Annotated in this window: 23 protein-coding genes, 1 tRNA gene and 1 pseudogene; 21 read left to right on the plus strand and 4 right to left on the minus strand. The window is 32.8% G+C overall.

Annotation, left to right across the window (positions count from 1 at the left end; translation table 11 throughout):
• Positions 1 to 11: 11 nt before the first annotated feature.
• The 6 genes from G9F72_RS09225 (at position 12) to nadE (ending at position 4,651) form a co-directional block, all read left to right on the plus strand.
• Positions 12 to 1,004: an RnfABCDGE type electron transport complex subunit D gene (locus G9F72_RS09225; protein ID WP_164956144.1), complete on the plus strand. Its 993-nt coding sequence runs from the start codon at positions 12 to 14 to the stop codon at positions 1,002 to 1,004.
• 6 nt (positions 1,005 to 1,010) lie between these two features.
• Positions 1,011 to 1,583, plus strand: a complete 573-nt coding sequence (locus G9F72_RS09230; RefSeq protein ID WP_164956145.1) for an RnfABCDGE type electron transport complex subunit G — start codon at positions 1,011 to 1,013, stop codon at positions 1,581 to 1,583.
• Position 1,584: 1 nt separating this feature from the next.
• Positions 1,585 to 2,208, plus strand: coding sequence for an electron transport complex subunit RsxE (gene rsxE, locus G9F72_RS09235; protein WP_164956146.1), 624 nt, complete (start codon positions 1,585 to 1,587; stop codon positions 2,206 to 2,208).
• The gene (locus tag G9F72_RS09240) at positions 2,208 to 2,789 is read left to right on the plus strand and encodes an electron transport complex protein RnfA (RefSeq protein ID WP_164956147.1); all 582 of its coding nucleotides are present in this window, start codon (positions 2,208 to 2,210) and stop codon (positions 2,787 to 2,789) included. Before rsxE ends, G9F72_RS09240 begins: the two co-directional genes overlap by 1 nt.
• Positions 2,790 to 2,823: 34 nt before the next feature.
• Entirely contained in the window at positions 2,824 to 3,666 is an 843-nt protein-coding gene (gene rnfB / locus G9F72_RS09245; protein ID WP_164956428.1) for an RnfABCDGE type electron transport complex subunit B, read from the plus strand.
• A gap of 181 nt (positions 3,667 to 3,847) precedes the next feature.
• Positions 3,848 to 4,651 (plus strand): NAD(+) synthase, encoded by an 804-nt coding sequence (nadE, locus tag G9F72_RS09250; RefSeq protein WP_164956148.1) that lies wholly within the window; start codon positions 3,848 to 3,850, stop codon positions 4,649 to 4,651.
• 69 nt (positions 4,652 to 4,720) lie between these two features.
• Here the strand turns inward: nadE and G9F72_RS09255 are convergent, their stop codons facing one another.
• Both G9F72_RS09255 and G9F72_RS09260 read right to left on the minus strand, forming a co-directional pair.
• Entirely contained in the window at positions 4,721 to 6,355 is a 1,635-nt protein-coding gene (locus G9F72_RS09255; RefSeq protein WP_164956149.1) for a HEAT repeat domain-containing protein, read from the minus strand.
• Positions 6,356 to 6,476: 121 nt separating this feature from the next.
• Complete coding sequence (locus tag G9F72_RS09260; protein WP_164956150.1) at positions 6,477 to 6,671, minus strand: hypothetical protein; 195 nt, start codon at positions 6,669 to 6,671, stop codon at positions 6,477 to 6,479.
• Positions 6,672 to 7,236: 565 nt separating this feature from the next.
• Here G9F72_RS09260 and G9F72_RS09265 point away from each other — a divergent pair.
• Together G9F72_RS09265 and G9F72_RS09270 are read left to right on the plus strand one after the other, a co-directional pair.
• Positions 7,237 to 7,797 carry a nitroreductase family protein gene (locus G9F72_RS09265; RefSeq protein ID WP_164956151.1) on the plus strand — a complete coding sequence of 187 codons (561 nt, stop codon included), beginning with the start codon at positions 7,237 to 7,239 and terminating at the stop codon, positions 7,795 to 7,797.
• An 84-nt stretch (positions 7,798 to 7,881) separates the two neighbouring features.
• A tRNA-Lys gene (locus G9F72_RS09270) sits at positions 7,882 to 7,957 on the plus strand.
• A gap of 65 nt (positions 7,958 to 8,022) precedes the next feature.
• Here the strand turns inward: G9F72_RS09270 and G9F72_RS09275 are convergent.
• Positions 8,023 to 8,178: pseudogene (locus G9F72_RS09275) on the minus strand (dTDP-glucose 4,6-dehydratase); the annotation flags it as partial.
• A gap of 112 nt (positions 8,179 to 8,290) precedes the next feature.
• Here G9F72_RS09275 and G9F72_RS09280 point away from each other — a divergent pair.
• The 6 genes from G9F72_RS09280 (at position 8,291) to G9F72_RS09305 (ending at position 16,858) form a co-directional block, all read left to right on the plus strand.
• The gene (locus tag G9F72_RS09280) at positions 8,291 to 9,859 is read left to right on the plus strand and encodes a glycosyltransferase (protein WP_164956152.1); all 1,569 of its coding nucleotides are present in this window, start codon (positions 8,291 to 8,293) and stop codon (positions 9,857 to 9,859) included.
• 252 nt (positions 9,860 to 10,111) lie between these two features.
• Entirely contained in the window at positions 10,112 to 12,349 is a 2,238-nt protein-coding gene (locus G9F72_RS09285; protein ID WP_164956153.1) for an SPFH domain-containing protein, read from the plus strand.
• A 206-nt stretch (positions 12,350 to 12,555) separates the two neighbouring features.
• The gene (locus G9F72_RS09290) at positions 12,556 to 13,032 is read left to right on the plus strand and encodes a complex I 24 kDa subunit family protein (RefSeq protein ID WP_164956154.1); all 477 of its coding nucleotides are present in this window, start codon (positions 12,556 to 12,558) and stop codon (positions 13,030 to 13,032) included.
• 1 nt (position 13,033) lies between these two features.
• Positions 13,034 to 14,908, plus strand: coding sequence for an NADH-quinone oxidoreductase subunit NuoF (gene nuoF, locus G9F72_RS09295; protein ID WP_164956155.1), 1,875 nt, complete (start codon positions 13,034 to 13,036; stop codon positions 14,906 to 14,908).
• Positions 14,909 to 14,912: 4 nt separating this feature from the next.
• Positions 14,913 to 16,601 carry a [FeFe] hydrogenase, group A gene (locus G9F72_RS09300; protein WP_164956156.1) on the plus strand — a complete coding sequence of 563 codons (1,689 nt, stop codon included), beginning with the start codon at positions 14,913 to 14,915 and terminating at the stop codon, positions 16,599 to 16,601.
• Between the two features lie 5 nt (positions 16,602 to 16,606).
• On the plus strand, positions 16,607 to 16,858 hold the full coding sequence (locus G9F72_RS09305; RefSeq protein WP_164956157.1) for a (2Fe-2S) ferredoxin domain-containing protein: 252 nt from the start codon (positions 16,607 to 16,609) through the stop codon (positions 16,856 to 16,858).
• 134 nt (positions 16,859 to 16,992) lie between these two features.
• On the opposite strand, the gene G9F72_RS27575 is transcribed toward G9F72_RS09305, so the two are convergent.
• The gene (locus tag G9F72_RS27575) at positions 16,993 to 17,085 is read right to left on the minus strand and encodes an Ig-like domain-containing protein (protein ID WP_164956429.1); all 93 of its coding nucleotides are present in this window, start codon (positions 17,083 to 17,085) and stop codon (positions 16,993 to 16,995) included.
• 189 nt (positions 17,086 to 17,274) lie between these two features.
• On the opposite strand from G9F72_RS27575, the gene G9F72_RS09315 reads away from it, so the two are divergent.
• From G9F72_RS09315 to gnpA, 7 genes are all read left to right on the plus strand, one after another.
• On the plus strand, positions 17,275 to 19,050 hold the full coding sequence (locus G9F72_RS09315; RefSeq protein WP_164956158.1) for a sensor histidine kinase: 1,776 nt from the start codon (positions 17,275 to 17,277) through the stop codon (positions 19,048 to 19,050).
• Positions 19,051 to 19,052: 2 nt separating this feature from the next.
• On the plus strand, positions 19,053 to 20,639 hold the full coding sequence (locus tag G9F72_RS09320) for a response regulator (RefSeq protein ID WP_164956159.1): 1,587 nt from the start codon (positions 19,053 to 19,055) through the stop codon (positions 20,637 to 20,639).
• A 78-nt stretch (positions 20,640 to 20,717) separates the two neighbouring features.
• Complete coding sequence (locus G9F72_RS09325; RefSeq protein ID WP_164956160.1) at positions 20,718 to 21,311, plus strand: YesL family protein; 594 nt, start codon at positions 20,718 to 20,720, stop codon at positions 21,309 to 21,311.
• Positions 21,312 to 21,472: 161 nt separating this feature from the next.
• Positions 21,473 to 22,768 (plus strand): ABC transporter substrate-binding protein, encoded by a 1,296-nt coding sequence (locus G9F72_RS09330; protein WP_164956161.1) that lies wholly within the window; start codon positions 21,473 to 21,475, stop codon positions 22,766 to 22,768.
• A gap of 86 nt (positions 22,769 to 22,854) precedes the next feature.
• A complete protein-coding gene (locus G9F72_RS09335; protein ID WP_164956162.1) occupies positions 22,855 to 23,739 on the plus strand; it encodes a carbohydrate ABC transporter permease in 885 nt (294 codons plus the stop codon).
• 2 nt (positions 23,740 to 23,741) lie between these two features.
• Complete coding sequence (locus tag G9F72_RS09340) at positions 23,742 to 24,620, plus strand: carbohydrate ABC transporter permease (RefSeq protein ID WP_202054829.1); 879 nt, start codon at positions 23,742 to 23,744, stop codon at positions 24,618 to 24,620.
• A 17-nt stretch (positions 24,621 to 24,637) separates the two neighbouring features.
• Complete coding sequence (gene gnpA, locus G9F72_RS09345) at positions 24,638 to 26,815, plus strand: 1,3-beta-galactosyl-N-acetylhexosamine phosphorylase (RefSeq protein WP_164956163.1); 2,178 nt, start codon at positions 24,638 to 24,640, stop codon at positions 26,813 to 26,815.
• Positions 26,816 to 26,852 lie beyond the last annotated feature (37 nt).

A 26,852-nucleotide genomic window follows, 5' to 3' on the forward strand; every position in this document is an offset into this window, starting at 1 on the left:
GTGCAAGTTAAATGAATAGTGAAATAAAATTACAAGATAATCTCTTTACAGTTTCAACATCTCCACATATACGTGGGGAGGAATCTATTTCTAAAATAATGTGGACTGTAAATTTGGCTTTAGCGCCAGCTGCGCTTTTTGCTATTTATAATTTTGGAATTCCTGCACTGATTATACTACTTGTAGGAAGTTTGTCAGCGGTAGGGTTTGAGTTTATAGTACAAAAGATTAGAAAAAAACCAATAACTATTTCTGATGGAAGTGCATTTTTAACAGGACTATTGCTTGCAATGTGTTTGCCACCAACAATTCCAGCTTATATGGCAATAGTTGGTTCATTTATTGCTATTGTAATAGCAAAACATTCTATGGGCGGTCTTGGGTATAATATTTTTAACCCGGCTCATATTGGTAGAGCTGCTCTTATGGTGTCTTGGCCTGTGGCAATGACAACTTGGACAAAGCTTTCTACAAGTGTAGATGTAGTAACTACTGCAACTCCTTTAAATATTTTAAAACAACAAGGGTATGGAAAACTCATTGATACTTTTGGAAGCGCACCTCATATGTATAAAGCGATGTTCATTGGTACTCGCAGTGGAAGTATTGGTGAAACCTCTACAATTTTATTACTTCTTGGAGGTATATATTTAATTTATAAAGGGTATGCAAATTGGGTAGTGCCGGTATTTATGATTGGAACAGTAGGTATTTTAACGTGGGTATTTGGTCCAGCAGGTTTATTTAGCGGAGATCCACTTTTTCATATGATGGCTGGAGGACTTATTATAGGAGCTTTTTTCATGGCTACAGATATGGTTACCATTCCCATTACAAAAAAAGGGCAGATAATTTTTGCTATGGGTGTTGGAGCACTTACGGTCCTAATTAGGCTTAAGGGTGGTTACCCTGAAGGGGTTTGTTACTCAATTTTGTTAATGAATGCAGTTACACCTCTTATTGATCGCTTGGCAAAGCCGGTTAAATTTGGGGCAAGGAGGTAGTGAAAAATGTCAGATGAGAATAATGTTAAGCATGAAAAAGAATATAGTGTTTTTCAAATTGCTATGAATTTAACAGTTGCTTGTTTCATATCAGGTGCAATTATTGCTGGAACCTACTTTATAACAGCACCAGTTGCAGCAAAAAAAGCGGCTGAGATGAAGACTGAGGCAATGAAGTCATTGGTGACAGATGCACAAAAATTTATACCAGTAAAAAATAAAAAAGAATGGTTTACTGCAGAAAAAAATGGAAAAATAATTGCATATGTTGTACCAGCAGAAAGTAAAGGATATGGGGGAGCAATAAAAATGCTTGTATCGGTTACACCAGAAGGTAAAATTATAGACTTTAATATATTAGACAGTAAAGAAACACCCGGACTCGGAGATAATGCAAGTAAAGATCCTTTTAAAAGCCAATTTAAAGGCAAAACAACTGGAGATTTAGAAGTGGTAAAAGATAAATCAAAAGAAAATAATATTCAAGCTATGACTGGAGCTACTATTTCTTCAAAAGCGGTAACCAAAGGTATCAAAGAAGCTGTGCAGCAAGTTACACAGTTTGTAGGGGGAAAATAATATGAGAGAGTTATGGAATATATTTAAAAAAGGGATTATTGCAGAAAATCCAATTTTTGTTCTTGCACTTAGTCTTTGCCCTGCTTTAGCGGTAACCAGTAATGGAATAAATTCTCTAACTATGGGCCTGTCAGTAATGTTTGTTATTACTGCAAATAATACTATTGTATCTATTTCTAGAAAAGTAGTAAATCCTAAGGTTCGTGTACCGGTGTATATTACATCTGTAGCAACCATTGTTACTGTAGTACAGTTGGTATTGCAGGCATATGCGCCAGTGCTTTATAAGGCTTTAGGTATATATTTAGCTTTGATTGTTGTTTTTGCAATTATTTTAGCTAGAGCAGAAGTTTTTGCTTCGAAAAATTCAGTGATTCCATCCTTTTTCGATGGACTAGGAATGGGATGTGGTTTTGCACTTGCACTCTTATCTATTGGAATAATTCGTGAACTCTTAGGTACAGGAGCAATATTTGGAATACAAGTGCTTGGTTCTTGGTATAATCCTGCACTTATCATGGTTTTACCGCCGGGAGCATTTATACTTATTGGTTATATGGTAGCTGGTTTTAAGATGCTGACGCAGCATATGGAAAAAGTTAAACTTGAGAGAGGTGAAGTATAATGGGCGAATATCTAACGCTGTTTATCTCTGCGGTAGTTGTAAATAATTTCGTTTTAACAAGGTTTCTAGGACTTTGTATCTTCTTCGGAGTGTCTAACAGTTTAAATGCTTCTATTGGTATGGGAATGGCTGTAACTTCTGTTATGACCCTTAGTTCTATGTTAGCATGGATGGTGTTCCATTTTATATTGGCTCCATTTCATTTAACATTTTTAACAACAGCGGTATTTGTACTTTTGATTGCTAGTTTTGTGCAGCTTTTAGAAATGATTATTAAAAAATATGCGCCTACACTATATAATATGTGGGGTATTTATTTATTACTAATTGCTACAAATTGTGTTGTACTTGGCGTGCCACTTTTAAATGCTGAGTCTAATTTTTCATTTATGAAAAGTGCGGTTTCTGCCATTGGTTCTGGACTAGGGTTTGCTTTGGCAATCATCCTCATGGCAAGTTTAAGAGAAAAATTAAGATTAGCAGATGTACCTAAATCACTGGAGGGTCTCGGCATTGCGTTTATTTTAGCTGGAATGCTCGCTTTAGCGTTTTTAGGGTTCTCTGGAATGATACCAGTATAGAGAGGAAAGGAGCTGAGGAATTAATATGAGTAATATGAGTATTGCAATTGCAGTTTTAGTTGTAATGACATCAGTTGGACTAGTGTTTGGTTTAATTTTGGCGGTTGCCAATAAAAAATTCGCCATTGAAGTAAATCCCTTGATTCATATTGTTGAAGATATATTACCAAAAGGTCAGTGTGGAGCCTGTGGATATGCTGGTTGTATGGCCTATGCAGAAGCTGTTGTTTTAAATCCAGAAGTAGAACCAAATCTTTGCATCCCAGGTAAAGCGGCAGTTGCAAAAATGGTAGGAGAACTAACTGGCAAAGCAGCAGTGGAAATGGAACCAAGAGTGGCTTTTGTAAAATGTGCTGGAACTCATGGGAAAGCTGTTAACGCTTATGAATACAAAGGTGTAGAAGAATGTGTTGCTGCAACGCTACTACAAGGCGGACCCAAGGGATGCCAATATGGTTGCCTTGGTTTTGGAACTTGTGTTAGAAATTGCCCATTTGATGCAATGACAATGAGTGAAGAGGGACTACCAATTATTGATCACAAAAAATGCACAGGTTGTGGAAAATGTGAAATAGTTTGTCCGAAAAAAGTTATTGAATTAGTTCCCATTGGAGTGCCTATAGCTGTGAATTGTAATTCAAAAGACAAAGGTGTTATAGTGCGTAAACTGTGCACTATTGGCTGTATTGGGTGTGGAATTTGTGTTAAAAATTGTAAGCATGGTGCAATAAAAATTGAGAATAATCTAGCTATAGTAGATAGCGCGATTTGTATTTCAGAGTGTAGTGAATCTACTTGCTTATATAAATGCCCTACGGGCGCAATTAAAAATTCTATAGAGTCAATATCACAGATAAGGCCTTCATCTTTAAAATAGAATAATGTTGCAAAAGAAAAAAGTTTCAAAATTAAATATTGATTTTGGAACTTTTCTCTATTTTATTAATGAGAGGAAAGCATACTTTTTAAATTTAGTCAGAAAACTGTGTTAATTTTATGGGAGAAATAGTATAATATATGTTACAATATAATTACAAACAAGTTTAAGGAGGCACGATATGAACAAAATTAAACAACAGCAAATAATGAATGAAATTGGTATACCCTGTCCTCTTGAAAATGAGTCAGATAAGAATTATGCTATTAGAATGATTGAGGAAGCTTGTACTTTCTTAAAAAACTATGCAAAGCACACTGGGAAAAAGGGGTATGTTTGCCATCTTTCAGGGGGAGTGGATACCTTTGTTACAAGTATGCTTATAAAAAAAGCAGGGCTATTTTTAATTAATCTATCTCTTCCTTTTGGGATCAAACCAGACATGGCTGATGTACAACTTGCAAAAGATATTATAAAACCAGATGTATTTAAAACCTATGACATAATGGGGCCTGTAATTGAATCCATTGAGCTCCTTCGTGACCTACCCCCTTCAAAAGTAGATATAGGAAATACAAAAGCTAGAATAAGGATGACTGTAGTTTATAGAGTAGCTGAAGTTTATGATGTTTTAGTAGCTGGAGCAACAAATGTGTCCGAGCTAACTCTAGGAATGGTAACCAAATATGGTGATGATGCGTCAGATATACAACCAATTGCCGGATTGTCAAAAGGCATAATTTACGAAATGGCCAAAATATTTGGTGCGCCTCAATCCATAATTGATAAAATGTCTACCACTGGTACGTGGGATAATGAAGCCAATCAGAAGGAAGTAACAGAGATAAATCATCAGGTTTGCATGTATTTAAGAGGAGATGACATTTCAGAAGAATTCGAGAATGAAATCGTTAGTTTGTATACAACCTCTGAACATAAAAGACATTCACCAGTGACTCCAAAGGATTCTTGGTGGTTTGCATAAATTTGTAAAAGAAATAGGGCACCTAATAGCTAGGTGTCCTATTTCTTTTTTTGAATTTTAATTTGTTATTTATTTTACTTTTAATACAAAAATATGAGGTGTAAGTCTACCACTTTCAATTTTTATCTCTTGAAGAAGCTCAAGCTGAAGGTTTTCAATTAGAACTTCCCTAAATAATTGTTTTTCTATTGTATAAACAAAGGCCATGCCACCTGGTCTTACAAGACTAGGAATCTTATTTACAAATGAACTATAAAGTTCAGCATATTTGTTATGGGTGGTGGACTTATTGTCAAAAGGCATATTTGTTATAAGCTCATCAAAAAGGTAGTTAGTAGAGAATTCTAGTATATCTTCATCTATTAATTCTATATTCACATTAGCTAATTTAGAATTTACTTCCGCAGCGGATATAGCTGTTCTATAAATATCAACTCCAGTTAGTGATTGAACTTTCTCTAATTTAGCTCTTTCAATCAGCATTGTTCCAGTTCCACAAAAGGGATCTATAACCGATGCATTAGGTTTTATCCATTTTTCTATAGCTTTCATTACAATAGCTGCAGTTACGGGATTTATGGAGGTAGCTATTTCATTTTTTCTATAATCAAACCTATTATCTTTAAAGGAATATAGCTTTATAAATACACTGCAGAGATTATTTCTTTCAACTATTCGAAGTTCAACTTCATAAGAGGAAGGACTATTTTTTAAATTTCCAGAAGAAATTTCATCTAACTCTCTAGCTAAATTTTTTACAAACTCTGACCTTTCTCTGCTTGCATCCATAGTTTTAAATTCAACTCTGTACCAAAAAGGAGAATTAGAATCACCTTCATGACACTGATTTAAAAAATCAACAATATTTGCATCCATTATTGCAGCTGCTATTGTTTTATAATCAAACTGCAGGTCTTCACACTCATCTAGTGGAAATAAAAGTTCATAAAAGGTTCTGCAGGTGTAAATCTTATCAATATCATTCTCGTAAATAAGAATACCATCATCTACAAGTCTACCGTCTATTGATTTTACTTCAAGTTCCTTTAAAGTTTGCTGATACTGATAATTCATAACTGTTAGAAGCATTGGTACAGCATTTTCAAATTCATTAAATCCTTTAAACTCATGGCGTACAGGAGGGGATAATTTATCTATGGCCCTTGTAAGTGCAAGTTTTTCCTCATTAATATGCTTATTAGTAGTTATTAATGAGTCATCTTCTTTGCAAGCTTTTTCATTCATTACTACATCTTCAAACATTTTCCTTAACTTTTCTGCATCGATAGCGCTGCCGCAGTTTCCTATGGCAAGCACATAAGAATATCTTACAAATAGTTTATCTTCGGAGTTATAGGCATTATATAGTGATTCTAAATATTCAGGATCTCCCAGTTCTCCAATAACACCACAAACATTCTTTCTCACTTTTGGATCTGAATGCTTAAGAAGAGCGCTAAGTTTTTCTTTGGAATTACCAATAGTTCTTTTGAACATTCCTTTTGGTTTTTCCTTTTTTAGAATATCCCTCATAACAGAAAGAATTGCTCTTGGATTCTCCTCTGTTATTATCTTTGACCATAACATTGGAATTGCATTATTATAATCTAGGGAAAGCTTATTTACTATTGCAGACCTCTGTTTATCATCTGCGGTTTTTAGACTCTCTAAGAGAGCGGACACTGTATCATTTATTTCTATCATTTGTTTCCCTCCTGTAGTTCACTGGGGCACAAAACAATTATTAATTGTTTTGCCTCTTATGTTTTAATTTAATAACTTAATTATACCTTATATTTTGTGATAATGGGGGGATATTAGTGTTTTATCTGTTTTTATTATAATCTAAAAACATTAGTCCTAAATTTTTAAGAAAGGGCATGCCTATTGAATAATAATCATAAACATCATCATTTAGTATACCATTGCTGTTTACGTATATAGTTGCTGTTAGCATAAACCCTCTACCACTATTTTTATCTATAATGTATGTATTATCTGTAAGCTGACCATAAGCCATACCTATTTTATTATATATTTCTACACCGACTGGTTTTCCACGTCATCTTTCTTAGTATAGAATATTTGAAATTGAATTTCCCCTTGTGCAGATGAGTCTATATTTATAATTTCACTTTCAGCTATATGTTCTATAGTAACTAAACTAATTTTTGGTATAGCCTTAGTTTCTTCTGCAAAGGCTAAATGGAAAAACTCAAGGTGAACAATAATATAATTATAAGTGTAGATATAAATTTTTTCATTATAGCAGCCCCTTCTTGTATATAATATTTATTTGATATTTAACTTATTTAGAATATTTTATAAAATTTTCCATATATAGCTACTTAATATTATATCATATATTTTACTTTTTTTAGTAAAACAATACCCTCACTAACTATTAAATAATTCAAGTATTTGACCTAGCTGCTTAAATAAGCTACAATATTTGTTGATAAGAAAAATGATACAACCATGGTGTCGTATTGGTGACTATACGTTTTAAAAGTGCGTACTTACATTGAAACAATATAGTAGTATAATAATAAATATTGAAGAATAAGAAGACGGAGGATTTTAACATGAATGAAACTTTAAAAAATATAAGAAATAGAAGAAGCACTAGGGCCTTTTTACCAGAACAACTCAATGATACAGATGTGCAGGATATAATAGATGCAGGTATTTATGCACCAAGTGCTACAAATAAGCAACCATGGCATTTTACAGTAGTACAAAGAAAAGATATTCTAGACAGATTAAATGATGCGTTTAAGGAGATTGCAGGTAAATCTGATAATGAATATATTAGGAGATTTACTGATAATGAAAAATTTCATGTGTTCTATAATGCACCAACAGTAGTATTAGTATCAGGAGACAAAAATAATGAGTATGCATCAGTTGATTGCGCAGTAGCAGCAGAAAACATGCTTGTAGCAGCAGAATCACTAGAAATTGGATCTTGTTGGATAGGCCTTATAGCCTACCTATTAAATAGTCAGCAAGGAGCAGAATGGATGAGGGAGCTTGAAATACCAGAAGGGTTTAGACAAATACATGCATTTTGTCTTGGATATAAAAAAATTGAAGTAACTAATGCACCAAAAAGGAAAGAGAACACAGTGAATTATGTAAAATAATAAATGAGTGGTTATCTATTCCTAATTGCTATAGGTATTTACAAATGCGGAAAAGTAGAGTATACTAAATTTATTCCGTAATGTGCGTCACTAGCTCAGTTGGTAGAGCACCTGACTCTTAATCAGGGTGTCCAGGGTTCGATTCCCTGGTGTCGCACCAACATAAATAACAGATACCTCAATAATTTGAGGTATCTGTTATTTTTTTACTCTTTATTTAAAATACTAACCGGACGTAATGTTATTCATCCACTCTTTATTATCAATATTCCATTTTATTGTATTCTTAATTCCTATTTCAAAAGGGGTTTCTGGATACCAATCTAATTCATCTTTTATCTTAGTTGGATCTATTGCGTATCTTTTGTAATGACCTTTTCTTATATATTAAACCAAGCTAGTAGAGCTTTTAATTAAATCAGCATATTATAATACGACAGTAAATGTAAACAAGTAGAAATAAGAAAATATTACAAAATAGGAGTGAAAGAAATTGAAATGGGAATATAGTCTATTTAACAGAGTTAAAGATATTCAAAGCCGTTCTGTTATCAATGATATTGGAGGGTGTGACCCACTATCCAAATGTTTTATTATGGCATATTTAGCATCTTACTTTAAGCTGAAAAATTACGTAGAGATTGGTGTGGATAATGGTAGAAGTCTATTTTCTGTTGCTCAGGCGGTTAAAGACAATAACGGAAAAGCATATGGAATAGACCCTTATCTCCTTGTTGAAGATGAAGAATATGATTTCGAGGAAATATTAAAAAAAAGGGTAAACAGGTTTTTAGAAGGCATAGATTTTGAAAACATGTATAATAAGGTCTTAATGAATACAGAAGTATTTAAACTTTCTAAAGTTGTTGAAATTGTAAGAAAAACCTCCACAGAAGCCGCTCTATATTTAAAAGATATAGATATGCTTCATATTGATGGTAAATATGATTTCGAAAGTGTGCAGGATGATATTAATAATTATGCACCATTAATGAGAGAGGGTGGAATTATTGTATTTGACTGCATAAACTGGGATTCCGTAAAACGCTGCTATGATCAATATAAAAATGATTATATAATATTACTTGAAACAAATAATTTCGGTATATTGATGAAAAAACAGAAAAATCAGAAAAATTTAAACGGTGCAGTTGATTTATCAAAAAAATTGGAAAATATATATTATAGGTTGCTTGAGATAGATAATAAAACAGAAGAAGAAAAAATTACCGTAAATGTAGGTGTATTAGCATATAACCACGAAAAATATATAGTTGATTGCCTTAATTCAATAATAAAACAAAAAGGTGATTTCAATTTAAATATTATTATTTGTGAAGATAAATCCACCGACGGAACCGCAGGGATTGTGGAAGCCTATATTAATAATGTAGAAGTTGGCAAAAACGTAACTTTTGAATTTTTGAAAGGTAAAGTAAATTTAGGCATGGTAAAAAATATAAAGCGATTATTAAAAGCTTGTAGCAAAAGCAGATATACTGCGTTAATGGATGGTGATGATTACTGGGCTGATGAGAACAAATTACAAATTCATATAGAATTTATGGAAAGCCATCCGCAGTGCTCTATTTCATTCGATGACATTTTATTTTATGATGAAATTGAAAATGAATATAACTTTTATAATATACAGCAACAAATTAAAGGTGACATTTTAACTACACCAGATATAACAAGTATAAATTTTATTGGCAATATCTCCTGCTGTTTTTATTATAGCAAATATTTTGATCAAATTCCTAATGGATTTTTTGAAATGTTTGTTGGAGATTGGATGCTAAATATTGAATTTTCATTGTTTGGAGAAATAGGACACGTCAACAAAGCAATGACCGTATATAGAAGGCATGAACAGGGTATTTTGAACGGAATGAACGATAATGATAAGAACAAAAAAACTATAGTATTAATCGATGCTTACAATAAATTTTTAAATTATACCTATAACGAACAATTTTCTAATATTCGTAAATTCTGTGAATTAAAATTGGGTAATAAGTATTTGGAATATCTAATTTACAGACCCATTAGACTTGAATAAGTCACATTTTTTTTATATCCAGTACTGGCACAAAAGTGGTTGCTTTAAAATGAATTTTTAAAATCATTTAAGGCAACCCTCTTTTACTCAACATAAGCAATTCTTTATTTATAAATGATGTTTTTTTTTATAGACTAATGTAAAAAAAATAAACATGATTATAAGTTCTAGTAGTTGAATATTTGTGATATAATTAACTTGTGACAGTATTTATAAAACAAAACATAAATTGTAAAAGGGGAGGGAAAAATTATGAGTCTAAGTTCTTACACATTTTTAATTATACCAGGCATTGTGCTAGTAGGAATATTTTTATTTGCATATGGTATAGGGTTTACAAGCATAGGAACAGATGAAGTAGGTATTGTGGAGAAGTGGTGGAGTATGAGTGGTTCAGTGCCTTCAGATGGGCTTATTGCACTTAAAGGAGAAGCAGGTTATCAACCAGAAGTACTAAGGGCTGGTGTTCACTTCAAAACGCCTTTTAAGTATAAGGTTAAAAAGGTAAGACTGGTAACTATACCACAAGGTCAAATAGCTTATGTATTTTCAAGGTCAGGAGAAAGTTTAGGAGATGGTCAAACATTAGGTAAGGTTATCCCTGAAAGTAAATCATTTCAAGATGTTGTAGCATTTTTAAATAATGCTGGGCAAAAGGGACCACAAAGACAGATTCTTCGTGAGGGTACTTATGCATTTAACTTAGCACAATTTATTATAATTACGAAAGACAAGGTACATTCAATATTTACATCAAAGGATGAGACAGCGCAAATAGAAACAATGCGAAGCGACTTAGCCAGAGTAGCTGGATTTAATCCTGTACTTATTTCAAATGCAAAAGCCATTGAACAATACATCCCTCAGAACGATGGTAGTGAAATACCCGTGGTAAATAGTAAAATTGGTAATAAGTACGATAGTCACGATACTATAGGTATTGTAACTATCAATGAAGGTCCTACACCTGACAATGGAGCAATTATAGCACCTATTGTTGGTGAAGGTATAAATAATGAGTCCTATCACAATAACTTCCAAGAGCCAGAAAAGTTTTTAGCTGCAGATGGTAGAAAAGGTAAGCAGATGCAAGTTCTTACGGATGGAGTTTACTTCATCAATAGAATGTTTGCAAGTGTGGATATAGTACCTAAAAGCATTATAGACATTGGATATGTAGGAGTTGTGGTAAGTTATTTTGGTGATAAAGGCGAGGATGTTTCAGGTACAGGATACTCTCATGGAGAACTTGTAGAACAAGGTAAAAAGGGTATTTGGAGAGATTCCATGATGCCAGGAAAGTATGCATTTAATACCTATGCTGGTAAAGTTGTTCCAGTTCCTACTACTAATGTAATTTTAAAGTGGATTAGTGGCCAATCTGGAGTACACAAGCTAGATGATAATTTAAAAGAAATTAGTTTAATCACTAAAGATGCTTTTGAGCCTAATTTACCACTTACAGTAGTATTTAACATTGATTATAGAAAAGCGTCATCAGTTGTACAAAGGTTCGGGGATATTAAAATGCTTATTGAACAATCTCTTGACCCAATGGTAGCTGGTTACTTTAAAAATATTGGGCAAACGAAAACTCTTATAGAACTCGTTCAAGACAGAAGTCAAATTCAACAACAGGCAGCAGATGAAATGAAAGAAAAATTCAAACTATATGATTTAGAGTTGCAAGAAGTATTAATTGGAACACCAGCAGCCTCTGCTAGCGATACAAGAATTGAAAAAATTCTTGCACAGCTTAGAGATAGACAAGTGGCTATGGAAGAGATTAAGACTAATGAAGCTAAACAAAAATCTGCTGAAAAGCAAAGAGAATTAAATGAAGCCCAAGCAAAAGCAATGGCACAATCAGCACTTACTCAATCAAGTATTGATATAGAGGTAGCTGATAATAAAGGTAAATCAGAATTAAGACTTGCAGAACAGTTAGCATTTAAAACTCAGAAACTTGCTGAAGCGGATAAGTATAAGAGAACTCAAGAAGCAGATGCTGAAAGATACACAAGGGAAGCACAAGCGGCAGCACAAGCGAAAACTATAGAATTAACAGCTACTGCTAATGCGAAGCAAGTAGAATTGCAAGCAAGTGCAGAAGCATTCAAACTTGAAAAAGTTGGTAACGCGACAGCACTAAATATTAAAGCAGTCGCAGATGCTACAGCTGAGCAAGAAACAAAGGTAGGTATTGCAAAGGGAGCAGCAGCAAGAGCTTTAGTTGATGCATATGGTGGCCCAGAGTTACAAGTACAACAAAGTGTCATGATAGCATTTGCAGAGGCATTAAAGATAAGCAAGTCTCCACTTGTACCACAAACCGTAATAATGGGCGGTACTGATGGGAAAACACCTAATGCAATGGAAGGAATATTGAGTATGGTGCTTGCAAATATGGCAACTGAAAAAAATTCAGTAGTATCAAAATCTATAGAAAATATAATAGTTAAAGAGGTAATAAAACCAGAAAATAACTAACATGAAATTCAAAAAAAAGATCCAGTAGAATAATATTCTGCTGGATCTTTTTATGCAAATTGCCACTTGCCACGTGGGTGGCACCGATTTATGCAAGTTTTTATTCAAAAAAAATATAAAGTTTGATTTTATTATTGCAATATTCCAAAGATTATTATAATATATAGATGTGACAATAATTTAACAAAGTTTAAGGGGGAAATACAATGAATACAACCTTTGATTATAGCGAGTTGGATAGCATATTAAGTGATCATGAATTTAAATCCTGTAATATTATTGCAATACTTCAAGATACCCAGGAAATCTATAGGTATTTACCTAAAGAAATATTTGCATATTTGTCAGAAAAGCTTGGAATGAGCAGAGCCAAAATATACAGTGTAGCAACTTTTTATGACAACTTTTCTTTAGAACCTAAAGGCAGGTATGTTATAAAAATATGCGATGGTACAGCCTGTCATGTAAGAAAGTCTATTCCTATATTAAATAAGCTTCGAGCAGAACTCGGACTTTCTGAAGCTAAGGTTACAACTGATGATTTAATGTTTACAGTGGAAACGGTGTCATGCCTCGGCGCCTGTGGACTTGCACCGGTTATTACGGTTAATGAGAAGGTACATGGTGCAATGACTCCAGAAAAAGCAAGACTACTTTTAAACGCACTTAAGGAGGCGAAATAAGATGCTTCACAATAGGAAGGATTTAATTAATATTAGAAATGAGTATAAGGCTAGCCTTGATATGCAAAACAAAAAAATTCTTATATGTGCTGGTACTGGATGTATTGCGGGTGGGGCCTTAGAGATATATGATGAACTTGTTAAGTTAATGGGGGAAAAGGGGATAAATTGTGGAATAAGTCTTGAAAAAGAACCACATGATCAATCAGTCGGGATTAAAAAAAGTGGATGTCATGGTTTTTGTGAAATGGGTCCTCTTGTAAGAATTGAGCCTTGGGGATATTTATACATAAAAGTAAAGCCTGAAGATTGCGCGGAAATATTAGAAAAAACTATACTTAATAATGAGTGCGTTGAGAGACTTGCATATAGGAAAGACGGGAAGATACATAAAAAACAAGAGGAAATACCTTTTTATAAAAAACAAACTAGAATTGCACTTGAACATTGTGGGCATATTGATGCCACTTCCATAGAAGAATACTTTGCTATAGGTGGATATAGTGCAGTTGAAAAAGCATTATTTGATATGAGTTCGGTGGAGATCATTAAACAAATAGAAGAGTCAAATTTAAGAGGTCGTGGAGGCGGTGGATTCCCTACAGGTCGTAAGTGGTCTCAAGTAAAACTACAAAAGGAACCTACGAAATATATTGTGTGTAATGGTGACGAGGGTGACCCAGGAGCGTTCATGGATAGAAGTGTAATGGAGGGGGACCCACATAGAGTACTTGAGGGTATGATTATTGCGGCGATTGCTTGTGGTGCTCAAGAAGGGTATATATATGTGAGAGCAGAGTATCCTCTGGCTGTAAGTAGGCTTAAGAATGCTATTAGTCAAGCAAGAAGTTATGGGATTTTAGGTGATAATATTCTTGGAACAAGTTTTAGTTTTGATATTAAGATTAACAGAGGCGCAGGTGCCTTCGTATGTGGTGAGGGAAGTGCCCTTACAGCTTCTATTGAAGGAAAAAGAGGGATGCCAAGAGTAAAACCTCCAAGAACAGTTGAGCAAGGACTTTTCGGTAAGCCAACAGTACTTAATAATGTTGAAACCTTTGCTAATGTACCTTCCATTATTACTAGAGGGGCAGATTGGTATAAAACTATTGGAACTGAAAAAAGCCCAGGAACTAAAGCCTTTGCATTAACAGGTAATATTGAAAACACTGGACTTATTGAGGTACCCATGGGTACAACCTTAAGAGAAATAATATTTGACATAGGTGGAGGGATCAAGAATGGCAAAGAGTTTAAAGCTGTCCAAATAGGTGGACCTTCTGGTGGGTGTCTTATAACCTCGAATCTTGATTTGTTACTAGATTTTGATTCATTAAAAAAAGTGGGAGCAATGATAGGCTCTGGCGGTCTTGTGGTTATGGATGAAGATACCTGCATGGTTGAGGTTGCAAAATTCTTTATGGATTTCACACAAAATGAATCTTGTGGGAAATGTGTTCCTTGCCGCGAGGGTACTAAAAGAATGCTAGAAATTCTTGAAAGAATAGTTTTAGGTAAAGGTGTGCTTTCAGATATTGATTTGCTATTAGAGCTTGCAGATACAATTTCCTCAACAGCACTATGTGGTCTTGGAAAAACCGCTGCATTACCAGTTGTTAGTACCATTAAAAATTTCCGTGATGAGTATGAAACTCATATAATTCAAAAGAAATGTCCATCCAAAACCTGCGCAGCCCTTAAAACAATATTTATTGAGGAAGAACTTTGCAAAGGATGCTCAAAGTGTGCGAGAATTTGTCCTGTTAACGCAATTTCAGGCAAAATTAAAGAACCTTTTGAAATTGATAGTGATAAGTGCATTAAGTGTGGTGCCTGTATAGAAACCTGCCCATTTAAAGCTATAAAGGAGGATTAAGACAATGAATGGAAAGTTTATGATTATAGATAATATACCTGTAGAGATAAATGGAGAAAAAAATATTCTTGAATTAGTTAGAAAAGCTGGTATAGATTTACCTACCTTTTGTTATTATTCTGAGCTTTCAGTTTATGGCGCTTGCCGTATGTGTATGGTAGAAAATAAATGGGGAGATATGGAAGCTGCCTGCTCTACTCCTCCAAGGGATGGTATGGAAATACACACCAATACTCCTAGACTTAGAAAATATAGAAAAATGAATCTGGAACTTTTGCTTTCAAATCACTGTAGAGATTGCACTACTTGTGAAAAAAATGGTCATTGTAAGCTTCAGGATTTAGCACAACGCTTTGGAATAATGAAAATAAGATTTGAGAATACTTTTGAAAATAGGGAAATAGACAATTCCTCTCTATGCATAGTGAGGGATAAAAGTAAGTGCATTTTATGTGGTGACTGTGTTAGGGTGTGTGATGAGGTACAAAATGTTGGAGCTATTGATTTTGTTAAGAGAGGTTCCAAAATGAGTGTTGGTACAGCTTTTGATGAACCACTATCAGAGTCCAATTGTGTTGGTTGTGGACAATGTGCAGCAGTTTGTCCTACGGGTGCTATTGTTGTTAAAAATGACACAGCGAGACTTTGGGAAGACATTAGTGATAAAGATACAAAGGTTGTAGTTCAGATTGCGCCTGCAGTTAGAGTTGGAATTAGCCAGGAGCTAGGACAAAAAGATGGAGAAAATGTAATGGGCAAAATAGTAAGTGCTCTTAGAAAAATGGGTTTTGATGAGGTATTTGATACTTCTACAGGAGCGGATCTTACAGTTTTGGAGGAAACCACGGAATTTCTTTCACGACTTGAAAAAAATGAGAAATTACCACTATTTACATCTTGCTGCCCAGCTTGGGTAAATTATGTAGAAAATACATACCCAAGTTTACTTAAAAATGTATCTACTTGTCGTTCGCCTATGCAAATGTTTTCCTCAGTACTCAAGGAACACTACAAACATTCTAATAAGAGAATTGTATCTGTGGCAATTATGCCTTGTACAGCAAAAAAATCTGAAGCAAAAAGGAATGAATTTACAGAGGATGGGGTTTCTAGTGTAGATTATGTAATAACTACGCAAGAGCTTATCCAAATGATAAAAGAATCGGGAATTGTATTCTCTGAGGTAGAGCCTGAGGCAGTTGATATGCCATTTGGTGTTAGCAGTGGAGCTGGAGTTATATTTGGAGTAACAGGTGGTGTTACTGAAGCTGTAATACGTAGAGTTTTAGATGATAAATCGACTTCAACATTACGTGCACTTGCATTTAATGGAGTACGTGGCATGGAGGGAGTTAAAGAAACTAGCATTACTGTGGATAACCGCGTAATAAATATAGCAGTAGTAAGTGGCCTTAAAAATGCAGATGATCTTGTAAAAAGAATTGAAGCGGGAGAAGCTCATTATGATTTCGTTGAAGTTATGGCATGTCCGGGTGGATGTATTAGTGGTGCAGGACAACCATTTGCAAAAACTGAGGGTAAATTAAAACGTGGTGCCGGGCTATATGAAGCAGATAGAATGAGTAGCATAAAACGTTCAGAGGAAAATCCAGTGATGATGTCCTTGTACCAGGGAATTCTAAAAGGTAAGGTTCACAAGTTGTTACATGTAGAATATAAAGGAAAGGAGTGATTTTTATGATAGATTTGAGTGTTTGTGTAGGTAGTGCATGCCATATTAAAGGATCCTACAATGTTATTAATAACTTTCAGCAAATTATTGAAGAATATAACCTGTCAGATAAAGTACAACTAAAAGCAATTTTTTGCTTAGGTCATTGTACAAAGGGCGTATCTGTAAAAATAGATGACAGTGAAGTTTATAGTGTTTCAGGAAGTACATCCAGGAAGTTTTTTGAAACAGAGGTATTACCAAAATTAGATTTATAGAAAATTACTTTTAAACACATCTGAATAGAATAAAAAATCCAGTAGAATATTAATATTCTACTGGATTTTTTAATGCTAGTTAAAAATATCTGATTTTATTCAGCTAATTATTTTATAAACAAAGTATTATTTTATTATACTCCATCCCATCTTACTGGGAGAGCAGTTTCATTTCCATCACTAAGTTTAGATTTTACAGTTTCCGGAAGTTTGGGCGCCTCACCAATAGTAAGGGTAAGTAATTAGTGATTTATTTTATTGTTTTTTTGATTTTTATTGGTATGTTATTCAATTGTCTCAGCTTGATTTTTGTACATTTTTGTCTAAGTTCCCTTTTATTTTCTAAATTTATGGGTTAATATTAAAAAAGGTATATTATTTTATGGTTATTTATAATTAGAGCAGGGGTGATTAAAATGTCCGGAAAAAGAAGTATGACAAGGAAATTTATTACAAGCTTTATTATATTTATCGTTATTCCTTTTTTTGTTATGAGTTTTATAGTAAATAGGTTGTATGAGGATATCTTAATAACTCATTATAATGAAAAAGTTAGACAAATTATGGAGCAGCTATCTGCGGATCTGGAGGTAGAGCTTAAAAGAGGCTCACTGAATGTAGCTAAAGTTTCTAATGAAGAAGAATTGATGATATTAATAAATCAATGGTATAAAGAAATATATTCTTCTAAAAAGCTTGAAATTTCCTCTAAAATTAATGATAAATTAAATTATTTATTTGCATACTCAGGAGAAATAAATTCTATAGCGTTTTTTAGCAAGAATGGTGAGGTATATAAGTATAAAGATCCCTACTACAAAAGTGAAGAAGATATTTTAAACAGCGTTTTATACAATGAAAGCATGGCCAATAAGGATAAGGTATTTAGCCAAAACAACATTAAAAGCTATGAAGATGCTAACAAAAATAAATCTGAATTTTTATTTGGTATAAGTCCATTAACTAATTATTTTAATAAGAGTATAAGCTTTATATATGTAGAGATGAAAACAGAGGTGTTTGAGTCCATATATTCAAGATTCATAGGAGATAGAGTCGGGAAAATGCTTATAATAGACAATGAGGACAAGATTGTAATATCTCCAGATAAAGAGTTAATTGGGAAAAATATTTCGCAAATAGATTATCTCAAGGATGTAAAAACTAAGGAATCAGATACCTATAAGTTTAAATCTAAGGAAGGAATAATGTATATTTCAAAACATACCTCTCAGTATAGTGGTTGGAGAATAATTGATGTAATAGGCTATAATGAATTGACAAAAGATACTACCAACCTAATGAAAAGCTTATTAACAATATTTTTAGTGCTTATACTGTTCTTTATTCTTTATTCTAAATTTTTCTTTACGGATATAATCAAACCTATAAAGAAGCTTATTAAGAAAATGAATGAAATACAAAAAGGTAAGTTAGATGAAAATGTTAATATATACACCAATCTAGATGAAATAAAAGAACTAGGAGATAATTATAATAAAATGATTTCTGATATAAAAGAGCTTATGCAAGAGCGTGATAATAAAGAAAGACAGAGGTCACAGGAGGAAATAAAGGTACTGCAAGCACAAATTAATCCTCATTTCATGTTTAATACCCTTAATGTAATTAAGCTTATGGCGGCAATTTCTAAAACAGAAAATATCAGAAGTGTAACAGAGTCCTTTATGAAGCTTTTATCAGCTACCTTTAGAAATACACAAAACTTTATTACTGTAAAAGAGGAACTAGAATACCTGGAATGTTATGCTGAAATTATGAGGGTAAGGTTTGGAGATTGCTTTAAATTAGTAATTGATGTGGATGAAGAGATTAAGGAACTTTATATTATTAAGCTAATGCTGCAGCCTATAGTGGAAAATGCCATAATTCATGGTATAGATGAGATTGAAGGGGATAAAGATATTTTTATTAGTGGAAAAATAAATGAAGACAAGCTTATTCTTCAGGTGGAAGATAACGGTATAGGTATGGATGAAGAGACTATAAATAAATTATTAAGTAGTGAAGAAAGTTCAAAGACAAGTTTTAATGGTATAGGGGTTAAAAATACTGAAAAAAGAATTAAACTAAATTGTGGTGAAAAATATGGTATCAAAATTGAAAGTGAAAAGAACAAATACACAAGGGTAAAGATTATTCTTCCAGTAAAATATGAACAGGAGGGTTGATTATGTACAGGATGCTTTTAGTTGAAGATGAACCTATTGTTAGACTAGCATTAAAATCCTTAGTAAATTGGGAGAACTATGGCTTCGATGAAATTTTAGAGGCTAATAATGGTAAAAAAGCCTTGGAAATATTGGCAAAAAACCCTGATATCGATATTGTAATCACAGATATGAATATGCCAGTTATGAATGGCATTCAGCTTATGGAGGAAAATATAAAACTAGATAATGACACCCGATTTTTAGTTTTAAGTGCTTATGATGACTATGAATTAGTCCGTAGTGCATTTAAGCTAGGGATAAATGATTATATCTTAAAGACTGAAATGGATCCAGATAAAATATTAAAAATGGTGCTTAGTGTATTAGAAGGTAAGAAGAAGAAGAAAAAAGATATAAAATTATCAAAGGAAGAGCTTTTAAGGAGGCTACTAATTGAAGAGCTAAAATCAGAGAATTTGAAGAATGGAAATTTAAGGCTTGAAAATGAATATTATGTATGTCTCAATATTATCATAGATAATTTCTCCTCAGTGGAAAAGCGATATGCGGATAGTAGCATAGAGGAGTTAGTTAGATCAGTAAAAAATGCTGCGAATCAGAACTTTGAAGCTATGAATAATGGTGAGATTTTAGTAGTATCGCCTATGGAGTATGGTATATTTCTAAGCTTTGAGTCTCTAGATGAGGATGGAATTTATAAAAAAATAAGTGAAGTTATCAGTAAATTAAGATATGTTTTACTGAATTTCTTAAATGTTCAGGTTACCATTGGAATAAGTAATAAAAGTAATAAAATAGAGCATATAAGAAGGTTATTTGAAGAGGCGCAAAAGCACTCAAGACTAAGATTTATGTTTGGAAAAGGGAAAGATATTTTTCCACAGCAAGTTAAAGAATTAGATAGTATAAAGAAAAAGAATAATTTAACGAAAAAAACTCTATTAGAAATGGGAAAAGAAGAAGGACTTTTGAAATCAATAGATAACTTGGATAAGGAGAAGGCTGTAGAAGCTATAAAGCAAATATTTGATATTAAGGAATTATCAAAACAAGGGAAAGTAGAAAATATATATATTTATTATTTAGAAATTGTACTAATGTTATTTCAGTACATTATGAAAATGGGGGAAAACAGTATTGAAGAAATCATAGGTGAAGACATAGACTTTTACAGTGAAATAATGAAGTTTGAAACAATAAGTGAAATAGAAGCATGGATAATAGAACTGTTAAATAAGGCGATTGATCACTTAAGCAAATTGAAACAAATGCAAAATCGCTTTATAAAGGAGGCAAAGGAGTATATACAAAATAATTATGCTAAAAAAATAACTCTAGAAGATATAAGTAAAGAAGTAGGCTTTTCCAAAGCATATTTTAGTAAGATTTTTGTTGAGGAAACTGGGGATAACTTTATTGCATATTTAACAGATGTTAGAATAACTAATGCAAAAAAATTTTTAGATAAAACTGATATGAAGATATACGAAATTTGTGATAAAGTGGGATATAATAATATTGAGCATTTCAGCAGAACTTTTAAAAAGGTGGTAGGAATAAGTCCACTACAATATAAAAACAAATAATAATCAAAATTTAGTTAATATATATCATTTATAATTTTGTATTTTTTTTGTAAAATTAACTCAAAGTAGGTGTTTATTATGAATGGATTATTTAGTTTAGAGGGACCACTTTACAACTTTTGTGTATTGGTCTATGAAACCTTTATACTTAATCTTCTGTGGCTAGTAGGAAGTATACCTATTGTAACCATGGGAGCTGCCACTACCGCAGTTTGTAGTGTTTATACCAAAAAGGTTAAAGGAAATCATTATAATATTTATAGTGATTTTATCCAAGGTTACAAGGAAAATTTTAAAAAGGCCTCCTTGGCGGGGACAGTTATTAACTTTAGTTTGCTATTAGGTATATATAATGTTGTTAAAATTAGTCGTATAGGTAATGAGTATTTTTGGTTATGTTTACTCCAAATATTTATATTATTTCATTTATTGTTGGTGAGTTTATATATTTTTCCTTTAATAGCTAGATTAGATATGAAGCTATTAGATATAATTAAAAATGCTTTAATTATATCCTATAAAAATATGATAACTAGCTCCTTAAATGTCGTTCTATTTATAGCTATTGCGGTATTTTCCCTTACTAGACCAGTTTGCTTTTTATTCTTATTTAGTGGATATGCTTTATTCATAAGCTATCAGCTAGAAAGAATTCTAAAAAGAAATAAATGACCACTTAAAAACCTACATATTATTTGTGTAGGTTTTTAAATATTTTAGTAAAAAATTTGATGGAAAGTAATAAAAATCAAAAAAACAATAATTTATATCATTCAGATAAAGGGAATAAAGAGATAAGATATGTATATAAAGAAACCGAAGGGGGCAATAAAATGAATAAAAGGAAAATACAAAGAAAAATCAGTTTTGCACTTGTGTGTATGGGTTTAGTTGGAGTTTTAGCTACTGGGTGCTCAAAGAATTCTATTCCAGTTAGCTCAACATCAAAAAGTAGTGAGAAAAAAGTAACTCTTAAATTAGCAATGTGGGGTGAAGGTGACTACAAATACATGAATGAAACTAACAAATTAGTTGATGCTTATAAGAAGGACCATCCTAATGTTACTATTGAATTAGAACATATTGCGCCAAAGGAATATGACAATACAATGAAAATAAGAAGTACTGCTAATCAGCTACCAGATATATTTCCAATAAGACAAGCTAACCTTACATTGTATGCTGATCTTATGGTACCTTTAAATGATTTAAAGGCAGTGAAAAATAATCTTTATGCTAATGAAACAGCTATTAAGGGAAATATAATTGGAATTCCTCAATCGGTATTTAATGAATACGTTTACTACGATAAAAATATTTTCAAAGAATATAATTTAAAAGTTCCTACTACTTGGGAGGATTTTATAAAAGTTGCTCAAACCATAAAAGAAGGTAAGAAGTACACACCACTTGCATTAGGCTTAAAGGATTCTTGGGTAAACTATCCACTGAATGAATACATGCCAATGCTTGAAGCTGGAGATGGACAAATATACAATAAAATGGCTACAAAGGACGATCCATTTACAAAAGGACAACCTTTCTATAATGCGTATGCAAAAATACAAAAATTATATGATGCAAAGGTATGTGGAAATGATCCTCTAGGATATGGCTGGGACCAAGCCGGTGCAATGTTTGTGGCTGGGAAAGCGGCAATGATTGCAGCTGGTTCTTGGTATAAAGATTCCTTCAACCAAGCTGGTGGAAAGGATGAAAGTATAGGTGTATTCTTACTTCCAACTAGAAATAAAACTTCAGATGATTTCTACACAACTGCTATGACAGAAGCTTTATGGGGAATTTCTAAGTCTTCTAAAAATCAACCAGAAGCAAAGGAATTTATTGAATGGTTCTTTGGTAGCGATTATTATGGAAAGCTTGTTACTGCATTAAATATAAAACCAACAGTTAAGGGGTTAACTTATAATGACAAGTTCTTTTCACAAGCATTTACTGACCTGGATGTAAAACCTATCACTGTTTTCTATGATGAGGCTTATAATAAGGTTAAAAATGCAATGAAATTTGATGTTAATGGTATTGGACAACAAATGACTACAGGAAAAAGTTTTGATTCTATGGTGCAAGATTTAAATGCACAATGGAAAAAAGCAAGGGCTAATTAGCAATTAATTAAATAAAATCAAAAAAAGAATAAAGTACTAAGAAAGATACTTTATTCTTTTTTTAGTTAAAAGATGGAGGTTAAGTTATGTTTAATAACACTCAATTGAAGATGCAAAAAAAAATATTGCTAGTGGTTTTTCTATTTATACCCACAATCTTAATGTTGCTTTTTATGGTTTACCCATTAATAAAATTATTGTGCTTGAGTGTTACAAGTTGGGATGGAATAAGCTCTACTAAAACCTTTGTAGGATTAAAAAATTTTAATAAAATTATTTTTGACTCACCTGATGTCTGGGCATCCTTAAAAAATAATGGTGTCTACTTCGTTTTTCATTTAGCATTCATTCCAATAGAATTATTTATAGCATTTTTATTAGATAATAGAGTTAGATGTAGCAAAATGTTTAAAACTATAGTTTTTTTACCTTATATTGTTAATGGCGTGGCAGTTGCTTGTATGTTTGCATTTTTATATAGCTCACAAGACGGTGTTTTAAATGGATTATTACATTTTTTTCATATGAATTCAATTTCATGGCTTAGTGATCCTAAAATTGTAAATTTTTCTCTTGCTGGAGTTTCCTTATGGAGATTCTCAGGGATTCACATAATACTATTTTTAGCTGCATTTCAATCACTATCTAATGATATGATTGAGGCCTCTATAATTGATGGGGCAAGTACATTTAAACAGTTTTACTACATTGTTTTACCTAATATTAAAGGCGTAATTGAAATTGTATTATTCTTGAATATAAGAGGAGCTCTAATGGTTTTTGACATACCCTATGTTATGACTAGTGGAGGACCAGGTACTTCAAGTAGCACTTTTACATTAGAAACAGTGAATACCGCATTTAAGTATGCCAGCTTTGGAAGAGCTTCAGCGATGGCTGTGGTGTTAATGTTAATTATTATAGTTTTATCAATACTTCAAAAGAAAATATTTCATTTAAGGAGGTCATAAGCATGGAAACGAAATTAATTAGTAAAAAAGAAAAAGTTAAAACAAAAATTAATGTAACTCATAATAGCTCTGAAGTTTTGAAAATATTTATGTTTATATTTATATCTGTAGTTGTTATTTTACCTATGCTTATAACCTTATTTGCTTCCTTTAAGGATTTGTCACAAATAGGCTCAGAATCAGCTCTTATGCCACCTTTAAATATTAAACTTGAAAATTATAAGGATGTATTCCAAAATGGACATGTTTTGGTAGCCTTAAAAAACTCCAGTATATTGGTGGTAGTTACAGTAGTTTTAAACTCAATACTAAGTACTATGGTTGCTTATTGTTTAACTAGATTTAATTTTAAATTAAAAAAAGTTTATTATGCTATGTTTCTAGTAGGTTTAATAATCCCAGGTATTGTTACTGAAATATCTAGATTCGGTATAATAGCAGATTTAAAGCTCTATGATACATTATTTGCACCAATACTAATATACATAGGTGCAGACCTAATGCAAATATATATTTATAATCAATTTTTAGAGCAGATTCCAGTTTCAGTAGATGAAAGTGCCATGATGGATGGAGCGTCATATTTTACAGTATACTGGAAAATAATTTTCCCAATGGTGATCCCAGCCACAGCTACTTTAGGGATACTAAAGGCTGTGGATGTATTAAATGATATGTATATTCCATTTTTATATATGCCAGGAACAAATAACCGTACATTAAGTACATTATTATTTAACTATATACAAAATCCTAGAACATCGTCAGTACCTAAATTGAGTGCAGCTGCCATTGTAGTAATGATACCAACTTTAATAATCTATTTTGTATTCCAAAGATATATTTTTAGTGGAGTTACAGCAGGTGCAGTTAAAGAATAAGGGAGGTCGGAATATTCATGAAAAAAAAGGGCAGATTTACACTTCCAGCAGAGTCGGGAATAGATAAAGAAGTAAAAAAGTTAATAGATAAATGGGGAGCAGATGCCATAAGAAACAGTGATGGTACAAAGCTACCTAAAGAGCTAATGGATTTAGCAGTTAAGGTTTATACTACATACCTAACTGTAAGAAATGATCAAGAATGGGCTTATAGTCACAAGAACCAGTTGCAGATGCAATATTTAATGTCAAAGCATAATATAGCTACATCTGAGGTCTTAGACATTGATATTATGGAAGGCTTTTTTCATAGGCAGTTTGAAGTGGATAAAAACCATGATATTAAAAGATATTGGGAGGTTTATGACAGAAACACTGGAGAAGCAGTGGATACGGCTTCTTGGGACTTTAATGAAGGAAATCAAAAGGTCACTATTAAAAATGCTAAACCATGGCACAGATATACAGTAAGTTTTTTAGCTTACCAAGTATGGGATACAACTCAAATGTATAATCATTTGACTAACAATTGGACTACACCGGAAGAAATGCCATATGATGCTATTCATGAAGAGACTAGAGAGCATATTTTTAAATACTTAGAGCAGTGGCTCAGGGAAAACCCAGGTGTTGATGTAGTTAGATTTACTACCTTCTTCTATCACTTCACAATATCCTATAATGATAAACAAAAGGAGAATTTTGTAGATTGGTTTGGCTATAGTGCAAGTGTAAGTCCAGAGGCTATGGATGCTTTTGAAAAAGTCAAGGGATATAAGCTTATGGCAGAAAATTTTGTAGACGAAGGCTATTTCAATTCACCATTCCGTGTACCTTCAAAAGAATATTTGGACTGGCTAGATTTTCTTCAAGGCTTTGTTTGCGAAAATGCTAAAAAGTGCGTAGACCTTTGTCATAAGTATGGCAAGGAGGCTATGATGTTCTTAGGAGATAATTGGATTGGAACAGAGCCTTATGGAGAATATTTTGGAAATATAGGTATAGACTCCGTAGTTGGCTCCGTGGGAAGTGGAGCTACTTTAAGATTAATTTCAGATATACCTCATGTAAAATTTACAGAGGGACGGTTCCTACCTTACTTTTTCCCTGATACCTTTCATGAAGGTGGAAATCCCACTAAAGAAGCAGTAGAAAACTGGGTACAGGCTAGAAGAGCCATACTTAGAAAGCCAGTGGATAGAATGGGATACGGAGGGTATTTAAGCTTAGCCTTAAAGTTTCCGGAGTTTGTAGATAAGGTAGAAGAGATAGCAACAGAATTTAGAGAAATTCATAACAATATAAGTGGAACTAAAGCTTATGTACCTAAGTTTAAGGTAGCAGTTTTAAATTCTTGGGGGAAAATAAGGTCTTGGCAAACTAATATGGTAGCTCATGCTTTATGGTATAAGAAAATTTACTCATATGTAGGAGTTATTGAATGCTTAAGTGGAATGCCTCTAGATGTAGAATTTATAAGCTTCCAGGATATTAAGGAAAAAGGTATTTCAGAGGACATTGGAGTAATTATTAATGCTGGAGATGCGGGTACAGCCTGGTCAGGACATAAGTTCTGGATAGATGATGAGGCAACAGTAATAATCAAAGAATGGGTATATAAGGGCGGCGGCTTTATTGGAGTTGGAGAACCTTCGGCTTATCAGCATCAAGGAAGATACTTCCAATTGGCAGATGTATTAGGTGTAGATAGAGAAATGAGTTTTACTTTGAACTATACAAGACATGATAAGCAAAGTGAAGAAAAACACTTTATTTTAGAGGATCAGTTTGAAAGCATAGATTTTGGTGAAGGTATGAAGTATGTTTATAAAACTGGTGATGACACAAAGCTGCTTTCTATGGATAAAGGCGATGTAAATCTTTCTGTAAACCAATTTGGAAAAGGAAGAGCAGTGTATCTGTCAGGTATTCCTTACACTTCAGAAAATGTTAGGCTTTTATATAGAGCGATTTACTGGGCAGCTACAAAGGAAGAAGAAATTTATAACTGGTTTACTTCAAACAGTAACACTGAATGTGCAGCCTATTTAGAAACAGGCAATATAGCAGTTATTAATAACTCTAATGAGGAGCAGAAAACTATACTTTACAGTGACAAAAACCATCATCAAGTAATGAACTTGCAACCCTATGAAATAAAATGGATAAAGATTGGACAAGAGCATTTGATATAAGAGAGACAAACTTATATGTGCCAGTGCCATATAAAGG

The sequence above is a fragment of the Clostridium estertheticum genome, assembly GCF_011065935.2.
GTDB classification, from domain to species: domain Bacteria; phylum Bacillota; class Clostridia; order Clostridiales; family Clostridiaceae; genus Clostridium_AD; species Clostridium_AD estertheticum_A.